The sequence below is a fragment of the Flavobacterium cupreum genome (assembly GCF_003996965.1).
GTDB classification, from domain to species: domain Bacteria; phylum Bacteroidota; class Bacteroidia; order Flavobacteriales; family Flavobacteriaceae; genus Flavobacterium; species Flavobacterium cupreum.
The window spans coordinates 25,876-44,271 of record NZ_QWDM01000012.1 but is presented as its reverse complement, the minus strand read 5'-3'; the positions used below and the strand labels follow the sequence as shown (position 1 = coordinate 44,271).

Below are 18,396 nucleotides of genomic sequence, written 5' to 3'. Positions count from 1 at the left end.
TGTGTCACTAAGAATGATGCTTTCTGCATTTCAAAAAATACGACCATGACAGATTTAAAAAATAAAAATGCCCTGATTACCGGCGCCGGAAAAGGAATCGGAAAAGCAATTGCTATAGCTTTAGCCAAAGAAGGCGTCAACGTAATTCTGATTTCAAGAACACAGGCTGATGTGGATCAGCTGAGTGCTGAAATTTCCAGTTTAGGTGTAAAAGCACTGGCTTTAAGTGCTGATGTTTCAGATATTACTTCTATCAGTACAGCAGTAGAAAAAGCATTGGCCGAGTTTACCAATATTGATATTTTAATCAACAATGCCGGTATTGCTGCTTTTGGAAAATTCCTTGAACTGGAACCAGCTGCCTGGGAGAAAATCATTCAGGTAAACCTGATGGGAACCTATTACACGACCCGTGCTGTTTTACCTAGTATGATGGAAAGACAAACCGGCGACATCATTAACATTTCGTCTACGGCAGGTTTAAACGGAAATGCCTTAACCAGTGCCTACAGTGCTTCTAAATTCGCAGTTTTGGGTTTAACCGATTCGTTGATGCAGGAAATGAGAAAATACAATATCCGTGTTACCGCACTAACACCAAGTACAGTGGCTACCGATTTGGCACTCGACCTAAACCTAACTGACGGAAATCCCGAGAAAGTAATGCAGCCGAAAGATATTGCCGAATTGATCATTGCCCAGCTTAAATTAAGCCGCAGGGTTTTCATTAAAAACAGCAGTATCTGGTCAACAAATCCTTAGATTAAAGAATAAATTCCAAAATTTTTAAATTCCAAATTCCAAGCGTTAATTGAATTGGAATTTGGAATTTAGAATTTGGAATTTTCCCCCCAATACAGAGATTGGAATTTTAAAAAAAAACAGGATGGAACAATATTTAAGACAATTAATTGCAATAGAATTCACAGATAAAAAAGAAATTTTTACCGGCTTTCTTATTGATTATTCCGATGACTGGATTTTACTGAGAAATAATCCTGTCGATTATATTCTTGATGGTTTCGTGATTTTAAAAAACAAAAATATCGAAGCCGTTCACAGGGATCAGGATCTTGCTTTTACTGAAAAAGTAATCCGTATGAAAGGCTTGAAAACCAATGCCGAAGACATTATTCCGATCAGGGATCTCGCTTCCATTGTAAATTTCATTACTGATAAATATGGCATTTTCCAGATTTCAAAAAAATCTGCCAAATCTGCCTATTTAGGTAAATTACTCGAATTAACAGACGAAGAACTGACAATTGACTTTGTGGATATAAAAGGAAAGTTTGGAGGGGAACTAAGCTTCAACCCGCAAAAAATAAGAGTAATTGAATTCGATACGGATTATATCAATTCCCTGAAATTGGTAATTCAGGAAGATGCGAAGTAAAATATACTTTTTCAACATCGTAAATCTACCATTTGTCTGAACTTATTGGTCAGGTTTAAGTTTTCGGCTAAACAAAACAACCCTTGAAAATTCAAGGGTTGAAAGTTTTTCTCTAAAGATTAACTTTTTTCGCTGGTCGTGAAAAAATATAAATTCCGGATAAAAGAGCTCAAAACAAATTGGAGATGGATGCTCGTTTTGGAATTGCTTTTTAACCTTTAGGTAAAGGATCAATATACTCCCAAACATCAGTATCTTTTCGGTCATCTGGTATTGCTGTCCATTGTTGGTAATTAAGATCTTTTTTCAATCTAAAATAATCTATTTCACCAGAACGCTTAATATGTATAAAACAGTCTCCGGCATTCCCTGTTCCCCGACTTTCCGGGTAAGGCCCTAAGAATTCATCAAGGAGCTCCCACTTAGCGTCAGCACCCTGGTTCTTTTCCGGAAGTTTATATGTTGGTACAGTAGCATTATTTTTAAGTACACAAATTCTTTGAAATAGAGGTGCACCTCCATTTATCTGAGAATGTGATTGATTAGCATAAGAAGCCATATAAATTTTATTTATGAGCTCTTTTGAGGGATCTAAAACTTTTAAAGTCCACTGTTTATCTTCTCCCAAGTGAAAATAGGCAGGGTATGGATCATGAGACTCTTCCAGCCCTCTATCTAAATAAGGAAATAAAGCGACAGGGCGGCCATTATCCGGATCGATATAAAAGTTGTTTTTTCTGGAATTAATTCTAAAAAGCACCAGCGACTTCAGATTTTTGTCATACATTGAATAAAGAAAGTCTATTCTGGAATAAAATGATATAAATGGCGGGTTTAAATCTTCTGCATTATACGAGAAATATCTTCTTAGTTCCTCTTGCTGATCATAATATTTTGGTTTGAGATACTTACCATTGAGTTCGAATCTATGCGAAACAAAATCTATCATATTTGCTTCCATTTGGATATAATTCCGACCATCTTCCGTATCGAAATCCAGTTTACCAAAGTAATAAACGGCTTTATTTCCGATGTTACTATGAAGACTTTGAGGATTGAGTCTGTTATTTCCACGTAAAAACGTGTACATCACCTCCGAGGTTTGGTATTGCTCTGGTGTCATAGCACTCGCACTTACAGCACTTTTTTTTGATGCCAAATTGGTCTTAGGAACAGAATCTTCATCATAAAGATTGGGCTTTTCACAAGAAATTAAACATAAAAAAGCCAGTAGTAAAACTAAACGTCCCATTCGGGTGGTTATAAATCTCTTTTTCATAATAAAAAATTTAAAATTAGCTTTTACAAATATTTAAAATTTTTCTTACAAATAAAAAATTAAACTACTAGAAGTAATAAATAGCAGATCGAAGTAATAAATGGCATTTTTTTCTATATTACCGGAAAAAAAACGAGAATAGAATTTGTTTCTTCCAGGCAAAAATCTGTAATCCGATTCCGTATTTTCGGCTCTAAAATGACAGTATTCCGATAGAAATGAATAAGTTATAAAAGAAATAAACCTTTTTTATCGAATTAACTGGTGGAGAAGTTACCAGTCTTTGAAATTAGTGATTCCTGAAAATCAGAAATAAAAACATCGGCTTCTTACCAGGTTTCAAAAAACAAGAAAGCCCTTTTGATAAGGGCTTTCTTGTTTTTGTCATTTGATACAAAATGACCTGTAAATCTTTTTTAGGCTTCTGCCAATTTATTTAAAAATTCCAGGCGAACGCTTCCGTCTTCGTCTATTTTTGTCAGGTTAATTTCCTGTAATGTATTGACTAATTCCGGATTCCATGGCGTTTTTACTTTTACGTAGTTTTCGGTGAAACCGTGAATGTACCCTTCTTTATTTTCGCTTTCGAATAAAACTGTTCTGTCAGATCCCAATTGGCTTTCGTAAAAAGCACGGCGTTTTTTAACCGATAAACCACGTAACATTTTACTGCGTTTTGCGCGTACGTTGGCAGGAACAATTCCGGGCATATTTGCTGCCTCGGTATTGTCTCTTTCCGAATACGTAAATACGTGTAAATAGGAAATATCCATTTCATTCAGAAAATGGTAGGTTTCTAAAAAGTGCTCATCTGTTTCTCCGGGAAAACCGACAATAACATCGACACCGATACAGGCATGCGGCATTACTTCACGGATCTTATTCACACGTTCTGTATACACTTCGCGTAAATAACGGCGTTTCATTAATTTTAAAATATCATTACTTCCGGATTGTAACGGAATATGAAAATGCGGTACAAAAGTTCTGCTTTTCGAAACAAAATCGATTGTTTCATTTTTCAACAGATTAGGTTCAATGGATGAAATTCGCAAACGTTCAATTCCTTCTACTTTGTCCAATGCCTGAACTAAATCCAGAAATGTATGTTCGTGTTTTTTATTTCCGAATTCCCCTTTTCCGTAATCACCGATATTTACTCCGGTTAAAACAATTTCCTTAATGTTCTGAGTCGATATTTCTTTCGCATTTTGCAATACGTTTTCAAGGGCATCACTTCGTGAAATTCCTCTTGCCAAAGGAATTGTACAATATGTACATTTATAATCACAGCCATCCTGTACTTTCAAAAAAGCACGGGTACGGTCACCTATAGAATAACTTCCAACGTAAAAGTCGGCTTCAGCAATTTCGCAGGAGTGTACTTCACCCATATCGTTTTTGCTCAGGTCATGAATATAATCTGTAATTTTAAATTTTTCGGTCGCTCCCAGCACCAAATCAACGCCATCAACAGCGGCTAATTCTTCGGGTTTTAATTGTGCATAACACCCAACTGCGGCTACAAAAGCTTTTTCGTTAAGTTTCATTGCTTTTTTTACCACCTGCTTAAATTGCTTGTCGGCGTTCTCTGTAACCGAACAGGTATTGATCACATAAATGTCGGCTACTTCTTCAAAATCGACACGATCAAAACCTTCATCGTTAAAATTTCGGGCGATTGTAGAAGTTTCTGAGAAATTCAGTTTGCAGCCAAGCGTATAAAAGGCAACTTTTTTTCTATTTTCCATAGGAATACACTACATTTTAAGTAGTAAGATATTATATTTACATTCTCAATTGAAGAGTTTGCAAATTTACATACAATATTCTTTAAAAGAAAATCAATAATATACTATATATCAACATTTTGCATTAATTGAATATTTAAATTTGACATAAAAACCATAAATTGAACCCGGTAGTATCTAAAATAAGTTTTATCTTTAAAACATCGCAAAACTTATTTCAATAAGAATAAAATGACAAAAACATCGATAAAATGCAAATAATATCGATAAAATACATTTTTTTGAAACTTAAATTAAAATTTTCTTACATTTAGCTTTCGAAAAACTGCTTTTATCCAAAAGGTTAAGCAATTAAAAATTTAACATAAATAAATTAATTTAACAACAGATTTTACCATAACAATTTTGATATTTTGTCGTTATGTTGTTGTTTTGTTTAATAAAAATAAAATGGGAAAGCCGAAAACCATAAAGAGTAGGCAAAAATTAAAAACTCCAAACTTATTATGAAAGCATTTTTACCCACAATCTGCTTGATGTTCTTAACCATTTTCAGTTCGCAAGCGCAAACTGCAGCTGCTCCGGCAACTAATCCGTTCCCATCAATTAGTACATTAACAGGCTGGGCAAGTTTAAACTCTCAATCGCAATTTGACATTGCCATTCGTGCTGTGGGATTTAAATTTGAAGTGAAGGAACCAGGAGAAGGATCAACTGCATATACTTACATCCGTAAAGTAACGGTAAATGAAGTGAACTATACGGACAGAATTGTTTACAGAATCACCAATAATAATTCTGCAAGTATTATTTCACTGGTAACTGCTTCTACTGATTTAGTTAGTTTGTACACACCGCAATTGGCTACTTTTAAAAACAACAATTGCAAAACAGAAATGTCTAAAGACAAAAACACAACCTGTACTTGTTACGAAAGTGTAAATTTTGCCATCGATCTTTGTGACGAGCGCGTAAAATTAACAATGGGTGACGGAAATAAATATTTTGTTTCTGTAGCTAAAAAATAATTCTGAATATTCAGAAACATAAACTTCGAGCTGTTTTCCAAATCTTTTTAAATCTTCAGGAGTAAGTTTAAAAAGGTTTGGGATGCATTTCTTAGGAATTATAGTTTGGATTCTTTGCTTCATACCAAACTGCCATTTCTTCTTCATGTTCAAAAGAATTGACATACTGCAAGCCCAGTTTTTCTAAAATTCTCCGGGAGTTCTCATTTCCGGCATCCGCATAAGCATAAAGAGCCTCTACTTCCATTACATTAAAAGCATACGCTGTAAAAGCTTTTCCGGCTTCGGTAGCATACCCTTTTCCCCAGTGTTTTTCGATGAAACGATATCCAATTTCATAAAATTTTTTATGATTATTGATTTCATCCGTTATAAATTTGATTCCTGACCAGCCTAAAAACTCGTTTGTTTCTTTTAGGATAACTGCCCAACGGCCTGTTCCAAAATCTTTATATTGCTGTTGAACAAATTCAATATAAGCAAGACTTTCCTCAATGCGAGTAATAGGTTTATTCCCTAAATACGTGTGAACATTGGGATTAGATTCCAACTCAAACATCCCTTCCACATCCGAAAGAAGAAATTCCCTTAAGATCAGACGTTCTGTTTCAATTGGTTTTTTCATATCCTAAGTTAAAATATAACGCTGCACTACCTCAGCCACTCCGTCATTATTATTGGAAGCCACAATCACATTAGCCCTGTCACGTAATTCAGGGGTTACGTTATCCACCCAAACCCCAAGTCCGGCATATTCGATCATGGTAAGGTCATTTCCGGCATTTCCCACTGCTATAATTTCACTTTGGTGAATGTTGAGCTTTGCCGCCAGAAGTTTCAGACTTGCCGCTTTATCGATTCCCTGCTGAGCCGCTTCTAAAAAGAAAGGCTTTGACATGGCAACACTTAAATGAGGCATCGCTACTTTTAGATCTTTTTCGACTTGTTTTAAATAAGACGGTTCTTCCAGTAAAATACATTTTACCGCCGGTCTGTCAACTGCATCCTTGAAACTTGGTACTTTGCGATGTGCTAATCCTGTTATTTCTTTTTCAATTTCAATATACTCCGAATCTGTTTCACTGATAATTTCGTTATCCAGATAGGTAATGATGTGGGTTTTCATCTTCACACTATAATCGTACAATTCATGGATCTGTTCGATTGTCAGTTTTTGCTCAAATAAAATAAGATCTTCTTTTACCGTGCTAATAATAGCTCCGTTAAATGAAATAATAAACGAATCGTTCAGATCTAATTCTAATTCTTTGGCATAGGCTGTCATTGCAGAAGTAGGACGGCCCGAAGCCAGAACCACGTAAACGCCTTTGGCCTGAGCTTCAAGAAGCACTTTTTTATTTAATTCCGAAATTTTATGATCGTCAGTCAACAAGGTATCATCCATGTCGAGCACCAGCATTTTATATTGCATGTTTTTTAGTTTTAAGTCGCAGTCTCAGTAGACAGTGTTGTAGCTGTGAACTGAGACTGATTACTTTTACTTACTTTATATCAATCTATTTTCTGTACTGAGACTGAAAACTGAGACTGAAGACTTATCTAAATACTCATTCTGAAATCCTCAATAACAGGATTTGCTTTTGCAAAATCTGTTTCTTGTATAAAGACTTCCACTGCCAGATCGGTTTGGCCGAAACCTCCCAGTCTTGCAGACTGAATATTATCTTTTTTTGTAGTTTCTACTCCTGCTTCTTCTAATCTTTGCTGTAACGCAATGGCCAGAACTTCACTTCCTGAAAACACCTTCATTAATCCCATAACATTTTATTTTTTATTATTAGTATATTTTTTCGCTACAGTGGCTTGATTTCAACACTGTAAACTGAGACTGAGACTTGAGGCTTACTCCTCCTCTTCAATCTGATCTTCTTCTTCGTCAAGCTCTTCTTCTCCTTCCTCATCCATATCAAAAAGGTAAGGTTCCAATAACATTTTATCAGCCAAAATTTCGATGCGTTCCGTTAGCACTTCAGCGAAAATAAGACGCTGTGTTTTTGTAATACTGTTTGAAATACGCATGATTTTAGTTTCATGACGCAATTTTAAAATCGGATCTGCATCATCCAGAATAAACATTTTAAGACGGTTTACATTGTAACCTGCCGTGGTAAACATTTCGCTCAATTTATTTGGCGTTCCGATTAAAACATCAATTCCGGTTGAAATATAGTTTTTATCGTAGTCCGTATCCCCTTTATCATGAACACCATACACTTCAAGATTGGCATATTTTCCGTATTTCGCAAAAAGCTCAACCATTTCCAAGACCTTGGTTTTGTCTTCCACAATAATCAAAGCTCTTGGCGATTCTTCTACATGACCTGCTAATTGCTGAATGACATTCAAAACAATTGTCGTTGATTTTCCACTTCCCTTTGGAGAAAGAACAATACAGTCAGAACCACTTTTTATAGTCGAAAAAGTTTCTTTCTGTAATATATTAGGTTCCGTCAACCCGTTTTCTACTAGAGCGTCCTGTAGCTTCTCGTTTATCTTTTTTAGTTTCATTTTTTTAATGCTGTAAGCGGCAGGCTGTAGGCTATAAGCTGTAGGCCGTGGGCAAATTGATTTATTTATTTTAATACTGTAAGCTCCAGGCTATAAGCTGTAGACCTTGAGCAAGTACTTTATTTTTTTAACGCTGAGAGGCTACTTTCTTTTATCACAGTAGACACACGCAGTAAGCGTAAAGCTTTTTATTTAGTGGCAAACATTTTCACGTCTGTTTCCGAGATTTCGTTTCCGCCAAGGATAATGAGTCTTTCTATTACATTTCGAAGTTCACGGATATTTCCTGTCCAGTCGTATTCCTGTAATAATTGTATCGCCTGAGCTGAAAATACTTTAACGGCATTTCCCTGTTCTGAAGCAATTTTCTCTGTAAAATGCGCAATCAAAGCCGGAATATCGTCACGTCTTTCATTTAATGGCGGAACTTTTATTAAAATAACAGCCAGCCTGTGGTATAAATCTTCACGGAAACGGCCTTCCGCAATTTCTGTTTTTAGATCTTTATTGGTGGCTGCTACCACGCGAACATCTACTTTTATATCTTTTTCGGCACCGACCCTGGTAATCATACTTTCCTGAAGGGCTCTTAAAACTTTGGCTTGCGCCGAAAGGCTCATATCACCAATTTCATCAAGGAAAATAGTTCCTTTATCTGCAGCTTCAAATTTTCCTGCACGATCTTTCACTGCCGAGGTAAAAGCACCTTTTACGTGTCCGAACAGCTCACTTTCGATTAGTTCACTTGGAATCGCCGCACAGTTTACTTCAATCAGAGGGAAATTAGCACGTTCGCTTTTTTCATGTAACTGATGTGCGACTAATTCTTTTCCGGTTCCGTTTGGTCCCGTAATCAAAACTCTCGCTTCGGTTGGGGCTACTTTATCAATCATCAGTTTAATATGGCTGATGGCTTCGCTCTCCCCGACCATTTCGTAGTTCTTACTGACTTTTTTCTTCAGGATTTTATTCTCAACTACCAGTTGTTTTTTATCTAAAGCATTACGAACGGTATTTAATAAACGGTTTAAATCCGGCGGTTTTGAGATATAATCAAAAGCGCCCAGACGCATAGTGTGGATTGCTGTTTCCATATCGCCATGACCTGAAATCATAACCATCGGAATTTCCGGTTTTATTTTTTTTGTTTCTTCTAAAACATCAACCCCATCCATTTTTGGCATTTTGATATCACACAAAACCAAATCGTAGTCGTTGTTTTTTATTTTTTCAAGACCTGCAACACCGTCTTCCGCTTCGTCTACCTGATAGGTATCATTTTCTTCTGATAAGATCTTTACCAAAACTCTTCTGATCGCTGCTTCGTCTTCTATGATTAGTATTTTACTCATATTTTTGAGGTTCTAAGTTGCAAAGGTGCAAAGGTACAAAGTTTAAAACCTTTGTCTCTTTGTGCCTTTGAACCTTTGTTACTGTAAATTAATATTTAAGCCATTTATACAATTCCTTCCAGGTGGGTTTCTTTCCGTACATTAAAATACCGACACGGTAGATTTTGGCTGCGAACCAGACTACAAGGAAAAACGTAGCAAACAATAATGATACCGAAATTGCAATTTGCCACCACGGTACTCCAAACGGAAGTCTCATTAACATGACAATTGGTGAGGTCAGTGGAATCATCGAAAACACTACCGCGATAGTACCGTGCGGGTCATTCACGACAGTGAAGAAACCAATATAGACACTCAGAATAAGCGGCATAATAATCGGCAGCAGGAATTGTTGCGAATCGGTCTGATTGTCAACGGCAGCTCCGATTGCAGCATAAAATGAACTGTATAAAAAATAGCCTCCGATGAAATACACGACAAAACCAATTAGTATACTGGCAATCGGTAAATTCCATAATTCGGCCATATACATTTGCGCCGGACCTGATAATTCCTGCTGTGCCGAATGCATTAATTCGGGTGAAATTCGGGCAGTTGGCCCCACATTTACTCCGAAAAATGCGGAAGCGGCAAACATTAACCCTAATCCAATAATCGCCCAGATCATAAATTGTAATAATCCTGCCAAAGAAGTTCCCACGATTTTACCAATCATTAACTGAAAGGGTTTTACCGAAGAGATAATGATTTCGATGATTCGGTTTGTTTTTTCTTCAATGACACTTCTCATCACCATATTTCCATAAATGATGATGAACATCATAATCAGATAGCCAAATGCGCCACCTATTCCGATTTTGATTTCGTTCAGCCCTTTCAGGCTTTCTTCTCCGGAAGATTTGGCCAGATGAATATTGACAGTTCCCTGGGCTTTCTGAATGGCTAATGTATCCAGTTTAGCCTTCTCCAGATTAATTTTTGTGATTTTCGACGCTATGACATCCTGTGTGTTTTCGATAAAAGAAATACTCGGACTGTTATTTGAAATATAGTCCACTTTAGTTTCAAGCTCCTTAAAATCATCTGTTTTAGGAATGATAATCAAGCCACTGAAATTTTCTTTTGTAATACTGTCTTTCAGCGCTTTTACATCAATTTCAGAAAGGTTCAGGTATTTGTATTCCCCGTCTTTCTTATTCTGTTTCACAAAATCGCCTGCAAACAAACCCGTTTCGTCATGAATTGCAATTCGTTTGGTTTCTGCTTTCATGGAACTCAGATAACCAATAAAACCGGCAATGGCCACAAACAACAGCGGACTTAGAAAAGTCATGACAACAAAAGATTTATTGCGGACTTTTGCAATAAATTCTCTTTTTATAATTAATGAAATGATGCTCATTTTTTAGATTAGTTAGATGGTTAGACTTCTTGGATTGTTAGATTTTTGATTCCCGGATTTAGTCTAAAATCCAAGAAGTCTAACGATCTAAAGATCTATTTCGTTACTGTTTGAATAAAAATATCGTTTACGCTTGGAATTTTCTCTACAAAATGTGTTACTTGTCCGCGTTGTGTCAGCAGGTGTAATAATTCATTTGGCGTTGCATTCCCTATTTGAATCTCCAGTTTCAGATCGTCATTCAAAGATTTAAAACTTGCCGGTGAAACGGTAAACTTTTGTGTAATGTCATACATCAGACCCTCTACATTACCGGTCAGAATTCCCACTTCAAAACTGTTTGTTTTAAACTGACGTTTCACATCGACCAATTTTCCTTCTATAAGTTTATTCGATTTATGGATTAAAGCGATATGATCACAAAGCTCTTCAACGCTTTCCATTCGGTGTGTTGAGAAAATAATTGTTGCTCCCTGCTCTTTTAAAGCTAAAATCTCATCTTTAATAACATTCGCATTGACAGGATCAAAACCTGAAAAAGGTTCATCAAAAATCAGCAGTTTCGGTTTGTGAAGTACACAAACCACAAACTGAATTTTCTGTGCCATTCCTTTAGAAAGTTCCTGAATTTTCTTGTTCCACCAGCCCTGAATTCCAAGGCGGTCAAACCAGTACTCCAGTTGTATTTTAGCTTCTGCTTTCGAAAGTCCTTTCATTTGGGCCAGATACAAACATTGTTCCCCCACTTTCATGGACGTATACAAACCTCTTTCTTCAGGAAGATAGCCAATGGTCTGTACGTGTTTGGGCTGTAATCTTTCTCCATCCAGAATTACTTCACCGCTATCGGGCAGCGTAATTTGGTTTATGATTCTGATAAGGGATGTTTTTCCAGCTCCATTAGGACCTAATAGTCCATAAATACTGCCTTTAGGCACATTTAATGAAACTTCGTTAAGCGCTACATAATCACCGTATTGTTTTACGACTTTATGTACTTCGAGTAAGTTGCTCATGCTGTTTTCAGGATTTTCTGCGTCAATTTGACCTTTCTTGGTCTGCGTTTGTAAAAGTAAATAATTCAAAGCGAATCTGCGTATTATTACGCAAAAAACCCATCCTAATCTTTTACATTAGAATGGGTCTTATCTATTTAAACCTTTTTAAAAAAGTGTCGTTACGAAAACATATCTTTTACTTTTTCAAAAAATGATTTTTCTGATTTTTCAGGGCTTGGCACAAAGTGTTCGTCATTTAGGGCATTTTCAAAAAATTGCTTTTGCTCTTTGTTTAAGGTTTTCGGCGTCCAGACATTTACGTGAACCAGTAAATCCCCGTTTCCGTAACCATTTATACTTGGAATACCTTTTCCTTTTAATCTCAATATTTTTCCGGATTGAATACCTTCTTCCAGTTTGATACGCACTTTTCCGTTGATTGCTTCAATGTCCTTAGAAACTCCCAGAACTGCTTCCGGGAAACTGATATACAAGTCAAAGTGAACATTTTCACCTTCACGTTTCAGGAATTCGTGCTCTAATTCTTCAATGGCAACAATTAAATCTCCCGGGATACTGTTTCCCGGAGCATCGTTTCCTTTGTTAGAAACTTTAAGCTGCATGCCGTCTACTACACCTGCAGGAATTTTGATTGAAACGGTTTCGTCTTCCTGCACCATTCCCTGTGCATCTGCTTCAGATGGTCTTTTATCTAAAATCTGACCGGAACCTCCACAAGTAGGACAAGTTGACGCAGACTGCATTCTTCCTAAAATAGTGTTGGTCACACGCATTACCTGACCCTGACCATTACAGGTCGAACAGGTTTTGTAGGTAACGCCTTTGGCCTGAACCTTACGCTTTACTTTTACTTTTTTCTCCACACCATTTGCAATCTCTTCTAAAGTTAATTTCACTTTAATTCTAAGATTACTTCCTTTAGCACGACGAGGACCGCCTCCGCCTCCGCCGAAACCGCCGAATCCACCGCCAAAAATATCACCGAACTGGCTGAAAATGTCATCCATATTCATACCACCGTGACCACCGCCAAATCCTCCGGAACCATCAAATGCCTGGTGCCCGTATTGATCGTATTTCGCTTTTTTGTTCGGATCACTTAAAACTTCATAGGCTTCTGCTGCCAGTTTAAAGTTTTCTTCTGCCTCTTTGTCGCCCGGATTTTTATCAGGGTGATATTTCAACGCACTTTTTCGGTACGCTTTTTTAATTTCGGCAGCGTCAGCATTTTTTGAAATGCCTAGTATTTCGTAAAAATCTTTTTTCATAATTTAGGTTAAATTCCAAATCAAAAATTCCAAATTCCAATACTTAAAAAATTGACTTTCAGAATATTGTCTGTATTTTTAGTTTCCGATAACCACTTTAGGGAAACGAATAATTTTGTCTCCTAATTTGTATCCTTTTTCGATTACATCAACAATTTTACCTTTCAGCTTATCAGAAGGTGCAGGGATTTGCGTAATGGCTTCAGCAAAATCAGCATTAAAAGCATCACCTGCTCTTACTTCAACCTGCTCTAAACCTTTAGCAACCAAAGTACTTTTTAATTTTTCATGAATCAGCTCTACTCCTTTTTTCAAATTTTCATCATCAGACTTGTTGATTTCTACAGTTGCTCTGTCAAAATCGTCTAAAACAGGAAGCATGGCTAACAAAACTTCCTGATTGGCTGTTTTGAACAAATCCATGCGTTCTTTTGAAGTTCTTTTTTTATAATTTTCAAATTCAGCAAATAATCTCAAAAACTTATCTTTTTCTTTTGCCAGATCCTGAGCCAATTGCTCTTCAACACTTAATTCTTCAACAATTAACTGCTCACCGTTGGCATTGTTCTCTAACGTTACATCATCTAATTCCTGATCGAACTCTGTATTTTCCGTAGTCATATTACTTTTATTTTTAAAAATATTTTTAAACTTCATTTTTTATTCTTTGTGTTGGATTGCAAAAGTACTGCCAAATCTTTTAAAATGTCAAATTGTCACTTTATTAAAATTCAGTACTTTAAAAAACTGAAAAACAGGCCTGAAAATTTAGTATAATTTTAAGACTATTACGTTTTAGTTTGAACTATATTTGGATTTCAAATTGGGACTACAATATTACCTATCAAAATTGAATTTAAGGGTTGGCCTCGGCTTCATAAATAATTATTAATTCAAGTTTACCTTATATTAAAAAAAGCTTCGCCTATTTTCAGACGAAGCTTTTTTTTTGCTTTTTGAGAAAAAAAATTTACCGCAAAGACCGCTAAGTTTTTACTTTTGGCTTTTATAAAAAACGAAGTTCGCAAAGCTTCCTGTTGATTTAGCTTTGCGAACTATATGTTTTTTAAAAGTATTCTCAGATAAAAAATCCTTGCGTTCTTTGCGTCAAAAAAATTGCACGGGCGGAGGGATTCGAACCCCCATCAACGGTTTTGGAGACCGCTATTCTACCCTTGAACTACGCCCGTAACTTGGCCGCAAATTAAAAGTATTTTTTCTTCCCCGGCAACTATTTAAAGCAGATTTAAAGCGTTTTTTCTATTGTGTATCGTTCGCCACGAATTCCAAAAATTGGCATGAATTATTATTTCAGCGTAACTAGTTCGTAAACTGATTAATGGCTTAACTAAAAAAGCAAAACTTTATACAAATTGATTTTACAACATTTTAAAATTTCTGAAAATTTGTGCAATTCTTGTCAAAAAAAAATCTTTTTAATCTGTCAGATCAGTGGCAAAAAAAATTCACACCTCAAAACTAGCCTAACAAAGCGTTTTTCAATCCTTCAAAGTCAACTGAAATTTGTTCGCCTGAAACCAGGTTTTTAAGCGAGTACAAATTAGCCGCAATCTCCTGATCGCCTGCAATGACGGCAAAAGGAATCAAACGTTTGTCGGCGTACTGAAATTGCTTCCCTACTTTTACATTATCCGGATATAATTCTACTTTTATATTTTCTTTTCTCAGTTTCTGAATCGCCTGTGAAGCATACAAAGCTTCGGCATCACCATAATTGACAAACAATGCTTTAGAAGTTGCCGCCACAGTTTCCGGGAACAATTGAAGCTCCTCTAAAACCAGATAAATACGATCTAATCCGAATGAAATTCCAACACCGCTCATATTTTTTAAACCAAAAATACCAGTTAGGTCATCGTATCTTCCGCCACCGCCAATGGAACCAATCGAAACTGTTTTTGGTGCTGCCACTTCAAAAATGGCTCCGGTGTAATAATTCAATCCACGAGCCAGCGTAACATCAAGATCCAGAGTGGCTGTTGCCAATCCTAAAGTAGCCACATTGTCACAGATAAATTTAAGCTCCTGAACTCCTTTCATCCCTTCTTCAGAGGAAGCCAGTAAAGAAGAAAGCTGACTGATTTTATCTGCAAAAGTCCCGCTGAAACTAAATAACGGCTGTACTTTTACCAATGCTTCTTCGGCAATTCCTTTTTCGATCATTTCCTTTTTCACGCCATCTTCACCAATTTTATCAAGCTTGTCTAAAGCCACGGTAAAATCGATCAATTTATCTGAAGCTCCGATTACTTCGGCAATTCCGGACAATATTTTTCTGTTGTTGATTTTAATGGTAACGCCATCCAGGCCTAAAGCGGTAAAAACAGTGTCATATAACTGCACCAGTTCTACTTCCTGCCATAAAGACTTTGAACCGACAACATCTGCATCACACTGGAAAAACTCTCTGTAACGGCCTTTCTGCGGACGGTCAGCTCTCCAGACCGGCTGAATCTGATATCTTTTAAAAGGAAATTCAATTTCGTTTTGGTGCTGTACCACATATCTGGCAAACGGAACTGTCAGGTCATAGCGCAACGCTTTCTCGGATATCTTTCCTGTAAATTTATTCAGCTCAATTCTTTGATTAAGATCGATTGTTTCAGCAGAATTCAGTTGTAATTGTTCCAGGGATTCCGGTAATTCAATTTTTGTTTTATTGAAGAAAAAATTCCCTGAATTCAAAATCTTAAAAATCAGACGATCCCCTTCTTCACCGTATTTCCCCATTAGGGTATCTGAATTTTCGAATGATGGCGTTTCGATAGGCTGAAAACCAAACTTTTCAAAATTATTTTTTATTATCTGAATAATATATTGACGTTTTGACACCTCTGCCGGCGAAAAATCTCTTGTTCCTTGTGGTATAGTTGGTTTTGAAGCCATTTTTATTTGATATTTTAGATTGCTTATTTTAGATTTTAGATTTTTTCAAATCTTAATTTAAAACTTTCTTAGATTATTGAATTTGTTAGATTTCAGATGTGCTGTCAATTCTAACCGCCTGCAAATATCTTATTTTTTAAAATAAATAATGCCCGTTCGAAAACAAACTTGTAACAAAAAACGTATTTTCGTGACAAATTGTTCATGATGCTAAAATTATTCAAAGAAAATATCAGAATTGCGTTTGGTTCCATCAAAACACAATTGTTACGTACCATTCTTACCGTTTTAATTATCGCGATCGGAATTACAGCTCTCGTTGGGATCCTGACAGTGGTGACGGCTTTGGAAAATACCATTTCGACCAATTTCGCCTCAATGGGCGCCAATACCTTCAATATTAATCAGTACGAAAACACGGTTAAAAATCGCGGTGGTAACGAACGTGAAGTTATTAACCCGATTATCTCCTATCCTGAGGCTGTAGCTTTTAAAAACAAATACAAATATCCTTTTACGGAAACATCCCTTTCCTTTACGGCGACTTCAAAAGCGGAAGTAAAATATTTAGACCAAAAAACAGATCCGGAAATCAGCATTTTAGGGGTCGACGAGCATTTTATAGGCAATTCGGGTTTAGAAATTAGCTCCGGACGCAGTTTCAATCAGTTTGATATTGAAAACAACACCTATTCCTGCATTGTAGGATCTGATTTTGAAAAAGGTTTATTGAAAGATGTCAATCCGATTGATAAGATAATTTCCATTCGCGGAGCCCGTTTTAAAGTCATCGGCGTTTTAAAAGAAAAAGGATCAACGTTTGGAAACAGTCAGGATTTACGGGTTTTAATCCCAATTCAGGTAGCGCGTTCCTTGTTTACGGCACCCAATATTAATTACACCATGAGTGTGATGGTTTCCAAAAAAGAACTTTTAGACGAAGCGGTTGATAACGCTACAAGTACAATGCGCAGGGTACGCAAATTAAGTCCGGTTCGTGATAATAATTTTGGTATTGGCCGCAGTGATGATTTAATCAACAGAATTCTCGGAATTACCCAATACTTAGGCTGGGCTGCGTGGATTATCAGTATCATTACGATTTTAGGCTCATCGATTGCCTTAATGAATATCATGATTGTTTCGGTTACCGAACGTACACGTGAAATTGGAGTCCGAAAAGCTTTAGGCGCGAAAAGAATAACCGTTGCCACTCAGTTTTTTATCGAAACCCTATTGATTGGCCAACTTGGCGGCCTGGCAGGAATTGTACTTGGAATTTTAGTGGGATTTGCCTTTTCATCCGCAATGGGCTTTGCATTTGTGATTCCCTGGATGGCCATTTTTGCAGCCTTTGCCACAAGTTTTATGGTAGCCATTGTTTCCGGATTGTATCCTGCTGTTAAAGCTTCGAAACTTGACCCGATAGAAGCTTTGCGATACGAGTGATTTTTTTTAGTTCTCAGTCACAGTTTTCAGTCGCAGTGTGCCGTTTGCGTAAACACTGAGACCGAAAACTGTGACTGAGACTGAGACTGAGACTGAAAACTGAGACTGAGACTGAGACTGAGACTAAAGACTCCCCTTCATCATTCTGTCGTTATCATAAATATCCCTGCGTAATTCAATATTTTTGAAATTCATTGATTCCAGTAAACTATTCATCTCTTCACCCAGATATTGATTAATTTCGAAAAACAGCTGTCCGTTTTCCAGAAGATTTTTCTGAGCCAGAGCAGCAATCTTTTTATAAAAAACCAGTGCATTATTATCTTCTACAAAAAGGGCTAAATGAGGCTCGTAGTCCAGCACATTCTTTTTTATTTCTTCTTTTTCCAAATTCCGGACATAAGGCGGATTGGAAACAATAATATCAAAATTATCTTTCAGCAGCTCGAGTTCTAAAATATCCTTATAGATAAAGGTCACTTCAACATTATTATTGATTGCATTTCTTTTGGCTGTTTCAAGTGCTTTCTTCGATATGTCTATTGCATACACTTCTGCATTTGGAAGGTTCTTCGCCAGTGAAATAGCAATACAGCCGCTTCCGGTCCCGATATCTAAAATTTTTAACCGTTTGGATTTGTCGATGACGGCATTTTCATTAATAATCCATTCGACTAATTCTTCCGTTTCGGGCCTTGGAATCAAAACGTTCTCATTTACTTCGAAATCCATTCCGTAGAAATTCGTTTTTCCTAATAAATACTGAATTGGAACTTCTTTTTTTAATTGTTCTAAAATCGAACACCAATAAACAAGATCGGCTGTGCTAAAATTTAATTCATGATTAAGTGCCAGGTCAATTTGTCGCAGCTTGTGTTTGTATTCTAAAATTAAATAGAAAAAACTCTCCGCTTCATATGCATCATAAAAAGGCGATAATTCCTGTATAAACTGAGTACGATATTGTTTGATTCTCATTTTGTTTTTTTGAGCATTAATTTTCAGCTAAAACC

The 18,396-nt window shown here is 36.5% G+C and carries 17 protein-coding genes and 1 tRNA gene; 4 read left to right on the top strand and 14 right to left on the bottom strand.

Annotated features, from left to right (window positions below):
* The first annotated feature begins 45 nt into the window (after positions 1–45).
* Positions 46–762, top strand: coding sequence for a 3-ketoacyl-ACP reductase (locus D0817_RS17470; RefSeq protein WP_127339659.1), 717 nt, complete (start codon positions 46–48; stop codon positions 760–762).
* A gap of 124 nt (positions 763–886) precedes the next feature.
* Positions 887–1,396 (top strand): hypothetical protein, encoded by a 510-nt coding sequence (locus D0817_RS17465; protein WP_127339658.1) that lies wholly within the window; start codon positions 887–889, stop codon positions 1,394–1,396.
* A gap of 211 nt (positions 1,397–1,607) precedes the next feature.
* Here the strand turns inward: D0817_RS17465 and D0817_RS17460 are convergent, their stop codons facing one another.
* Together D0817_RS17460 and mtaB are read right to left on the bottom strand one after the other, a co-directional pair.
* Positions 1,608–2,675, bottom strand: coding sequence for a hypothetical protein (locus D0817_RS17460; protein ID WP_127339657.1), 1,068 nt, complete (start codon positions 2,673–2,675; stop codon positions 1,608–1,610).
* Between the two features lie 416 nt (positions 2,676–3,091).
* Positions 3,092–4,426, bottom strand: coding sequence for a tRNA (N(6)-L-threonylcarbamoyladenosine(37)-C(2))-methylthiotransferase MtaB (gene mtaB / locus D0817_RS17455; RefSeq protein ID WP_127339656.1), 1,335 nt, complete (start codon positions 4,424–4,426; stop codon positions 3,092–3,094).
* Positions 4,427–4,932: 506 nt separating this feature from the next.
* Here mtaB and D0817_RS17450 point away from each other — a divergent pair.
* Positions 4,933–5,454 carry a hypothetical protein gene (locus D0817_RS17450; protein WP_127339655.1) on the top strand — a complete coding sequence of 174 codons (522 nt, stop codon included), beginning with the start codon at positions 4,933–4,935 and terminating at the stop codon, positions 5,452–5,454.
* Positions 5,455–5,545: 91 nt separating this feature from the next.
* Here the strand turns inward: D0817_RS17450 and D0817_RS17445 are convergent, their stop codons facing one another.
* The 11 genes from D0817_RS17445 to hisS all read right to left on the bottom strand — a co-directional run bounded on the left by D0817_RS17445 (position 5,546) and on the right by hisS (position 15,934).
* Positions 5,546–6,079, bottom strand: coding sequence for a GNAT family N-acetyltransferase (locus D0817_RS17445; protein ID WP_127339654.1), 534 nt, complete (start codon positions 6,077–6,079; stop codon positions 5,546–5,548).
* 3 nt (positions 6,080–6,082) lie between these two features.
* Positions 6,083–6,886, bottom strand: coding sequence for a Cof-type HAD-IIB family hydrolase (locus tag D0817_RS17440; RefSeq protein WP_127339653.1), 804 nt, complete (start codon positions 6,884–6,886; stop codon positions 6,083–6,085).
* A 128-nt stretch (positions 6,887–7,014) separates the two neighbouring features.
* Positions 7,015–7,233 (bottom strand): putative signal transducing protein, encoded by a 219-nt coding sequence (locus D0817_RS17435; protein WP_059116437.1) that lies wholly within the window; start codon positions 7,231–7,233, stop codon positions 7,015–7,017.
* An 84-nt stretch (positions 7,234–7,317) separates the two neighbouring features.
* Positions 7,318–7,983, bottom strand: a complete 666-nt coding sequence (locus D0817_RS17430; protein ID WP_127339652.1) for a DEAD/DEAH box helicase — start codon at positions 7,981–7,983, stop codon at positions 7,318–7,320.
* Between the two features lie 188 nt (positions 7,984–8,171).
* Positions 8,172–9,335: a sigma-54-dependent transcriptional regulator gene (locus tag D0817_RS17425; protein ID WP_127339651.1), complete on the bottom strand. Its 1,164-nt coding sequence runs from the start codon at positions 9,333–9,335 to the stop codon at positions 8,172–8,174.
* An 88-nt stretch (positions 9,336–9,423) separates the two neighbouring features.
* On the bottom strand, positions 9,424–10,740 hold the full coding sequence (locus tag D0817_RS17420) for an ABC transporter permease (RefSeq protein WP_127339650.1): 1,317 nt from the start codon (positions 10,738–10,740) through the stop codon (positions 9,424–9,426).
* A gap of 95 nt (positions 10,741–10,835) precedes the next feature.
* Positions 10,836–11,756 carry an ABC transporter ATP-binding protein gene (locus tag D0817_RS17415; protein ID WP_127339752.1) on the bottom strand — a complete coding sequence of 307 codons (921 nt, stop codon included), beginning with the start codon at positions 11,754–11,756 and terminating at the stop codon, positions 10,836–10,838.
* A gap of 161 nt (positions 11,757–11,917) precedes the next feature.
* Positions 11,918–13,027 carry a molecular chaperone DnaJ gene (dnaJ, locus tag D0817_RS17410; RefSeq protein ID WP_127339649.1) on the bottom strand — a complete coding sequence of 370 codons (1,110 nt, stop codon included), beginning with the start codon at positions 13,025–13,027 and terminating at the stop codon, positions 11,918–11,920.
* A gap of 78 nt (positions 13,028–13,105) precedes the next feature.
* Positions 13,106–13,684: a nucleotide exchange factor GrpE gene (locus D0817_RS17405; protein ID WP_127339648.1), complete on the bottom strand. Its 579-nt coding sequence runs from the start codon at positions 13,682–13,684 to the stop codon at positions 13,106–13,108.
* 462 nt (positions 13,685–14,146) lie between these two features.
* A tRNA-Trp gene (locus D0817_RS17400) sits at positions 14,147–14,217 on the bottom strand.
* Positions 14,218–14,506: 289 nt separating this feature from the next.
* A complete protein-coding gene (hisS, locus tag D0817_RS17395) occupies positions 14,507–15,934 on the bottom strand; it encodes a histidine--tRNA ligase (protein ID WP_127339647.1) in 1,428 nt (475 codons plus the stop codon).
* A 204-nt stretch (positions 15,935–16,138) separates the two neighbouring features.
* On the opposite strand from hisS, the gene D0817_RS17390 reads away from it, so the two are divergent.
* Entirely contained in the window at positions 16,139–17,383 is a 1,245-nt protein-coding gene (locus D0817_RS17390) for an ABC transporter permease (protein WP_167470958.1), read from the top strand.
* A 123-nt stretch (positions 17,384–17,506) separates the two neighbouring features.
* Here D0817_RS17390 and prmC read toward each other — a convergent pair whose 3' ends face one another.
* The gene (gene prmC, locus D0817_RS17385; RefSeq protein ID WP_127339646.1) at positions 17,507–18,361 is read right to left on the bottom strand and encodes a peptide chain release factor N(5)-glutamine methyltransferase; all 855 of its coding nucleotides are present in this window, start codon (positions 18,359–18,361) and stop codon (positions 17,507–17,509) included.
* Positions 18,362–18,396: the final 35 nt, after the last annotated feature.

Excerpts from the sequence above, each read along its gene's own strand:
- D0817_RS17470 (WP_127339659.1), top strand. The coding sequence starts at position 46 with ATGACAGATTTAAAAAATAAAAATGCCCTGATTACCGGCGCCGGAAAA.
- D0817_RS17465 (WP_127339658.1), top strand. The coding sequence starts at position 887 with ATGGAACAATATTTAAGACAATTAATTGCAATAGAATTCACAGATAAA.
- D0817_RS17460 (WP_127339657.1), bottom strand. The coding sequence starts at position 2,675 with ATGAAAAAGAGATTTATAACCACCCGAATGGGACGTTTAGTTTTACTA.
- mtaB (WP_127339656.1), bottom strand. The coding sequence starts at position 4,426 with ATGGAAAATAGAAAAAAAGTTGCCTTTTATACGCTTGGCTGCAAACTG.
- D0817_RS17450 (WP_127339655.1), top strand. The coding sequence starts at position 4,933 with ATGAAAGCATTTTTACCCACAATCTGCTTGATGTTCTTAACCATTTTC.
- D0817_RS17445 (WP_127339654.1), bottom strand. The coding sequence starts at position 6,079 with ATGAAAAAACCAATTGAAACAGAACGTCTGATCTTAAGGGAATTTCTT.
- D0817_RS17440 (WP_127339653.1), bottom strand. The coding sequence starts at position 6,886 with ATGCAATATAAAATGCTGGTGCTCGACATGGATGATACCTTGTTGACT.
- D0817_RS17435 (WP_059116437.1), bottom strand. The coding sequence starts at position 7,233 with ATGGGATTAATGAAGGTGTTTTCAGGAAGTGAAGTTCTGGCCATTGCG.
- D0817_RS17430 (WP_127339652.1), bottom strand. The coding sequence starts at position 7,983 with ATGAAACTAAAAAAGATAAACGAGAAGCTACAGGACGCTCTAGTAGAA.
- D0817_RS17425 (WP_127339651.1), bottom strand. The coding sequence starts at position 9,335 with ATGAGTAAAATACTAATCATAGAAGACGAAGCAGCGATCAGAAGAGTT.
- D0817_RS17420 (WP_127339650.1), bottom strand. The coding sequence starts at position 10,740 with ATGAGCATCATTTCATTAATTATAAAAAGAGAATTTATTGCAAAAGTC.
- D0817_RS17415 (WP_127339752.1), bottom strand. The coding sequence starts at position 11,756 with ATGAGCAACTTACTCGAAGTACATAAAGTCGTAAAACAATACGGTGAT.
- dnaJ (WP_127339649.1), bottom strand. The coding sequence starts at position 13,027 with ATGAAAAAAGATTTTTACGAAATACTAGGCATTTCAAAAAATGCTGAC.
- D0817_RS17405 (WP_127339648.1), bottom strand. The coding sequence starts at position 13,684 with ATGAAGTTTAAAAATATTTTTAAAAATAAAAGTAATATGACTACGGAA.
- hisS (WP_127339647.1), bottom strand. The coding sequence starts at position 15,934 with ATGGCTTCAAAACCAACTATACCACAAGGAACAAGAGATTTTTCGCCG.
- D0817_RS17390 (WP_167470958.1), top strand. The coding sequence starts at position 16,139 with ATGATGCTAAAATTATTCAAAGAAAATATCAGAATTGCGTTTGGTTCC.
- prmC (WP_127339646.1), bottom strand. The coding sequence starts at position 18,361 with ATGAGAATCAAACAATATCGTACTCAGTTTATACAGGAATTATCGCCT.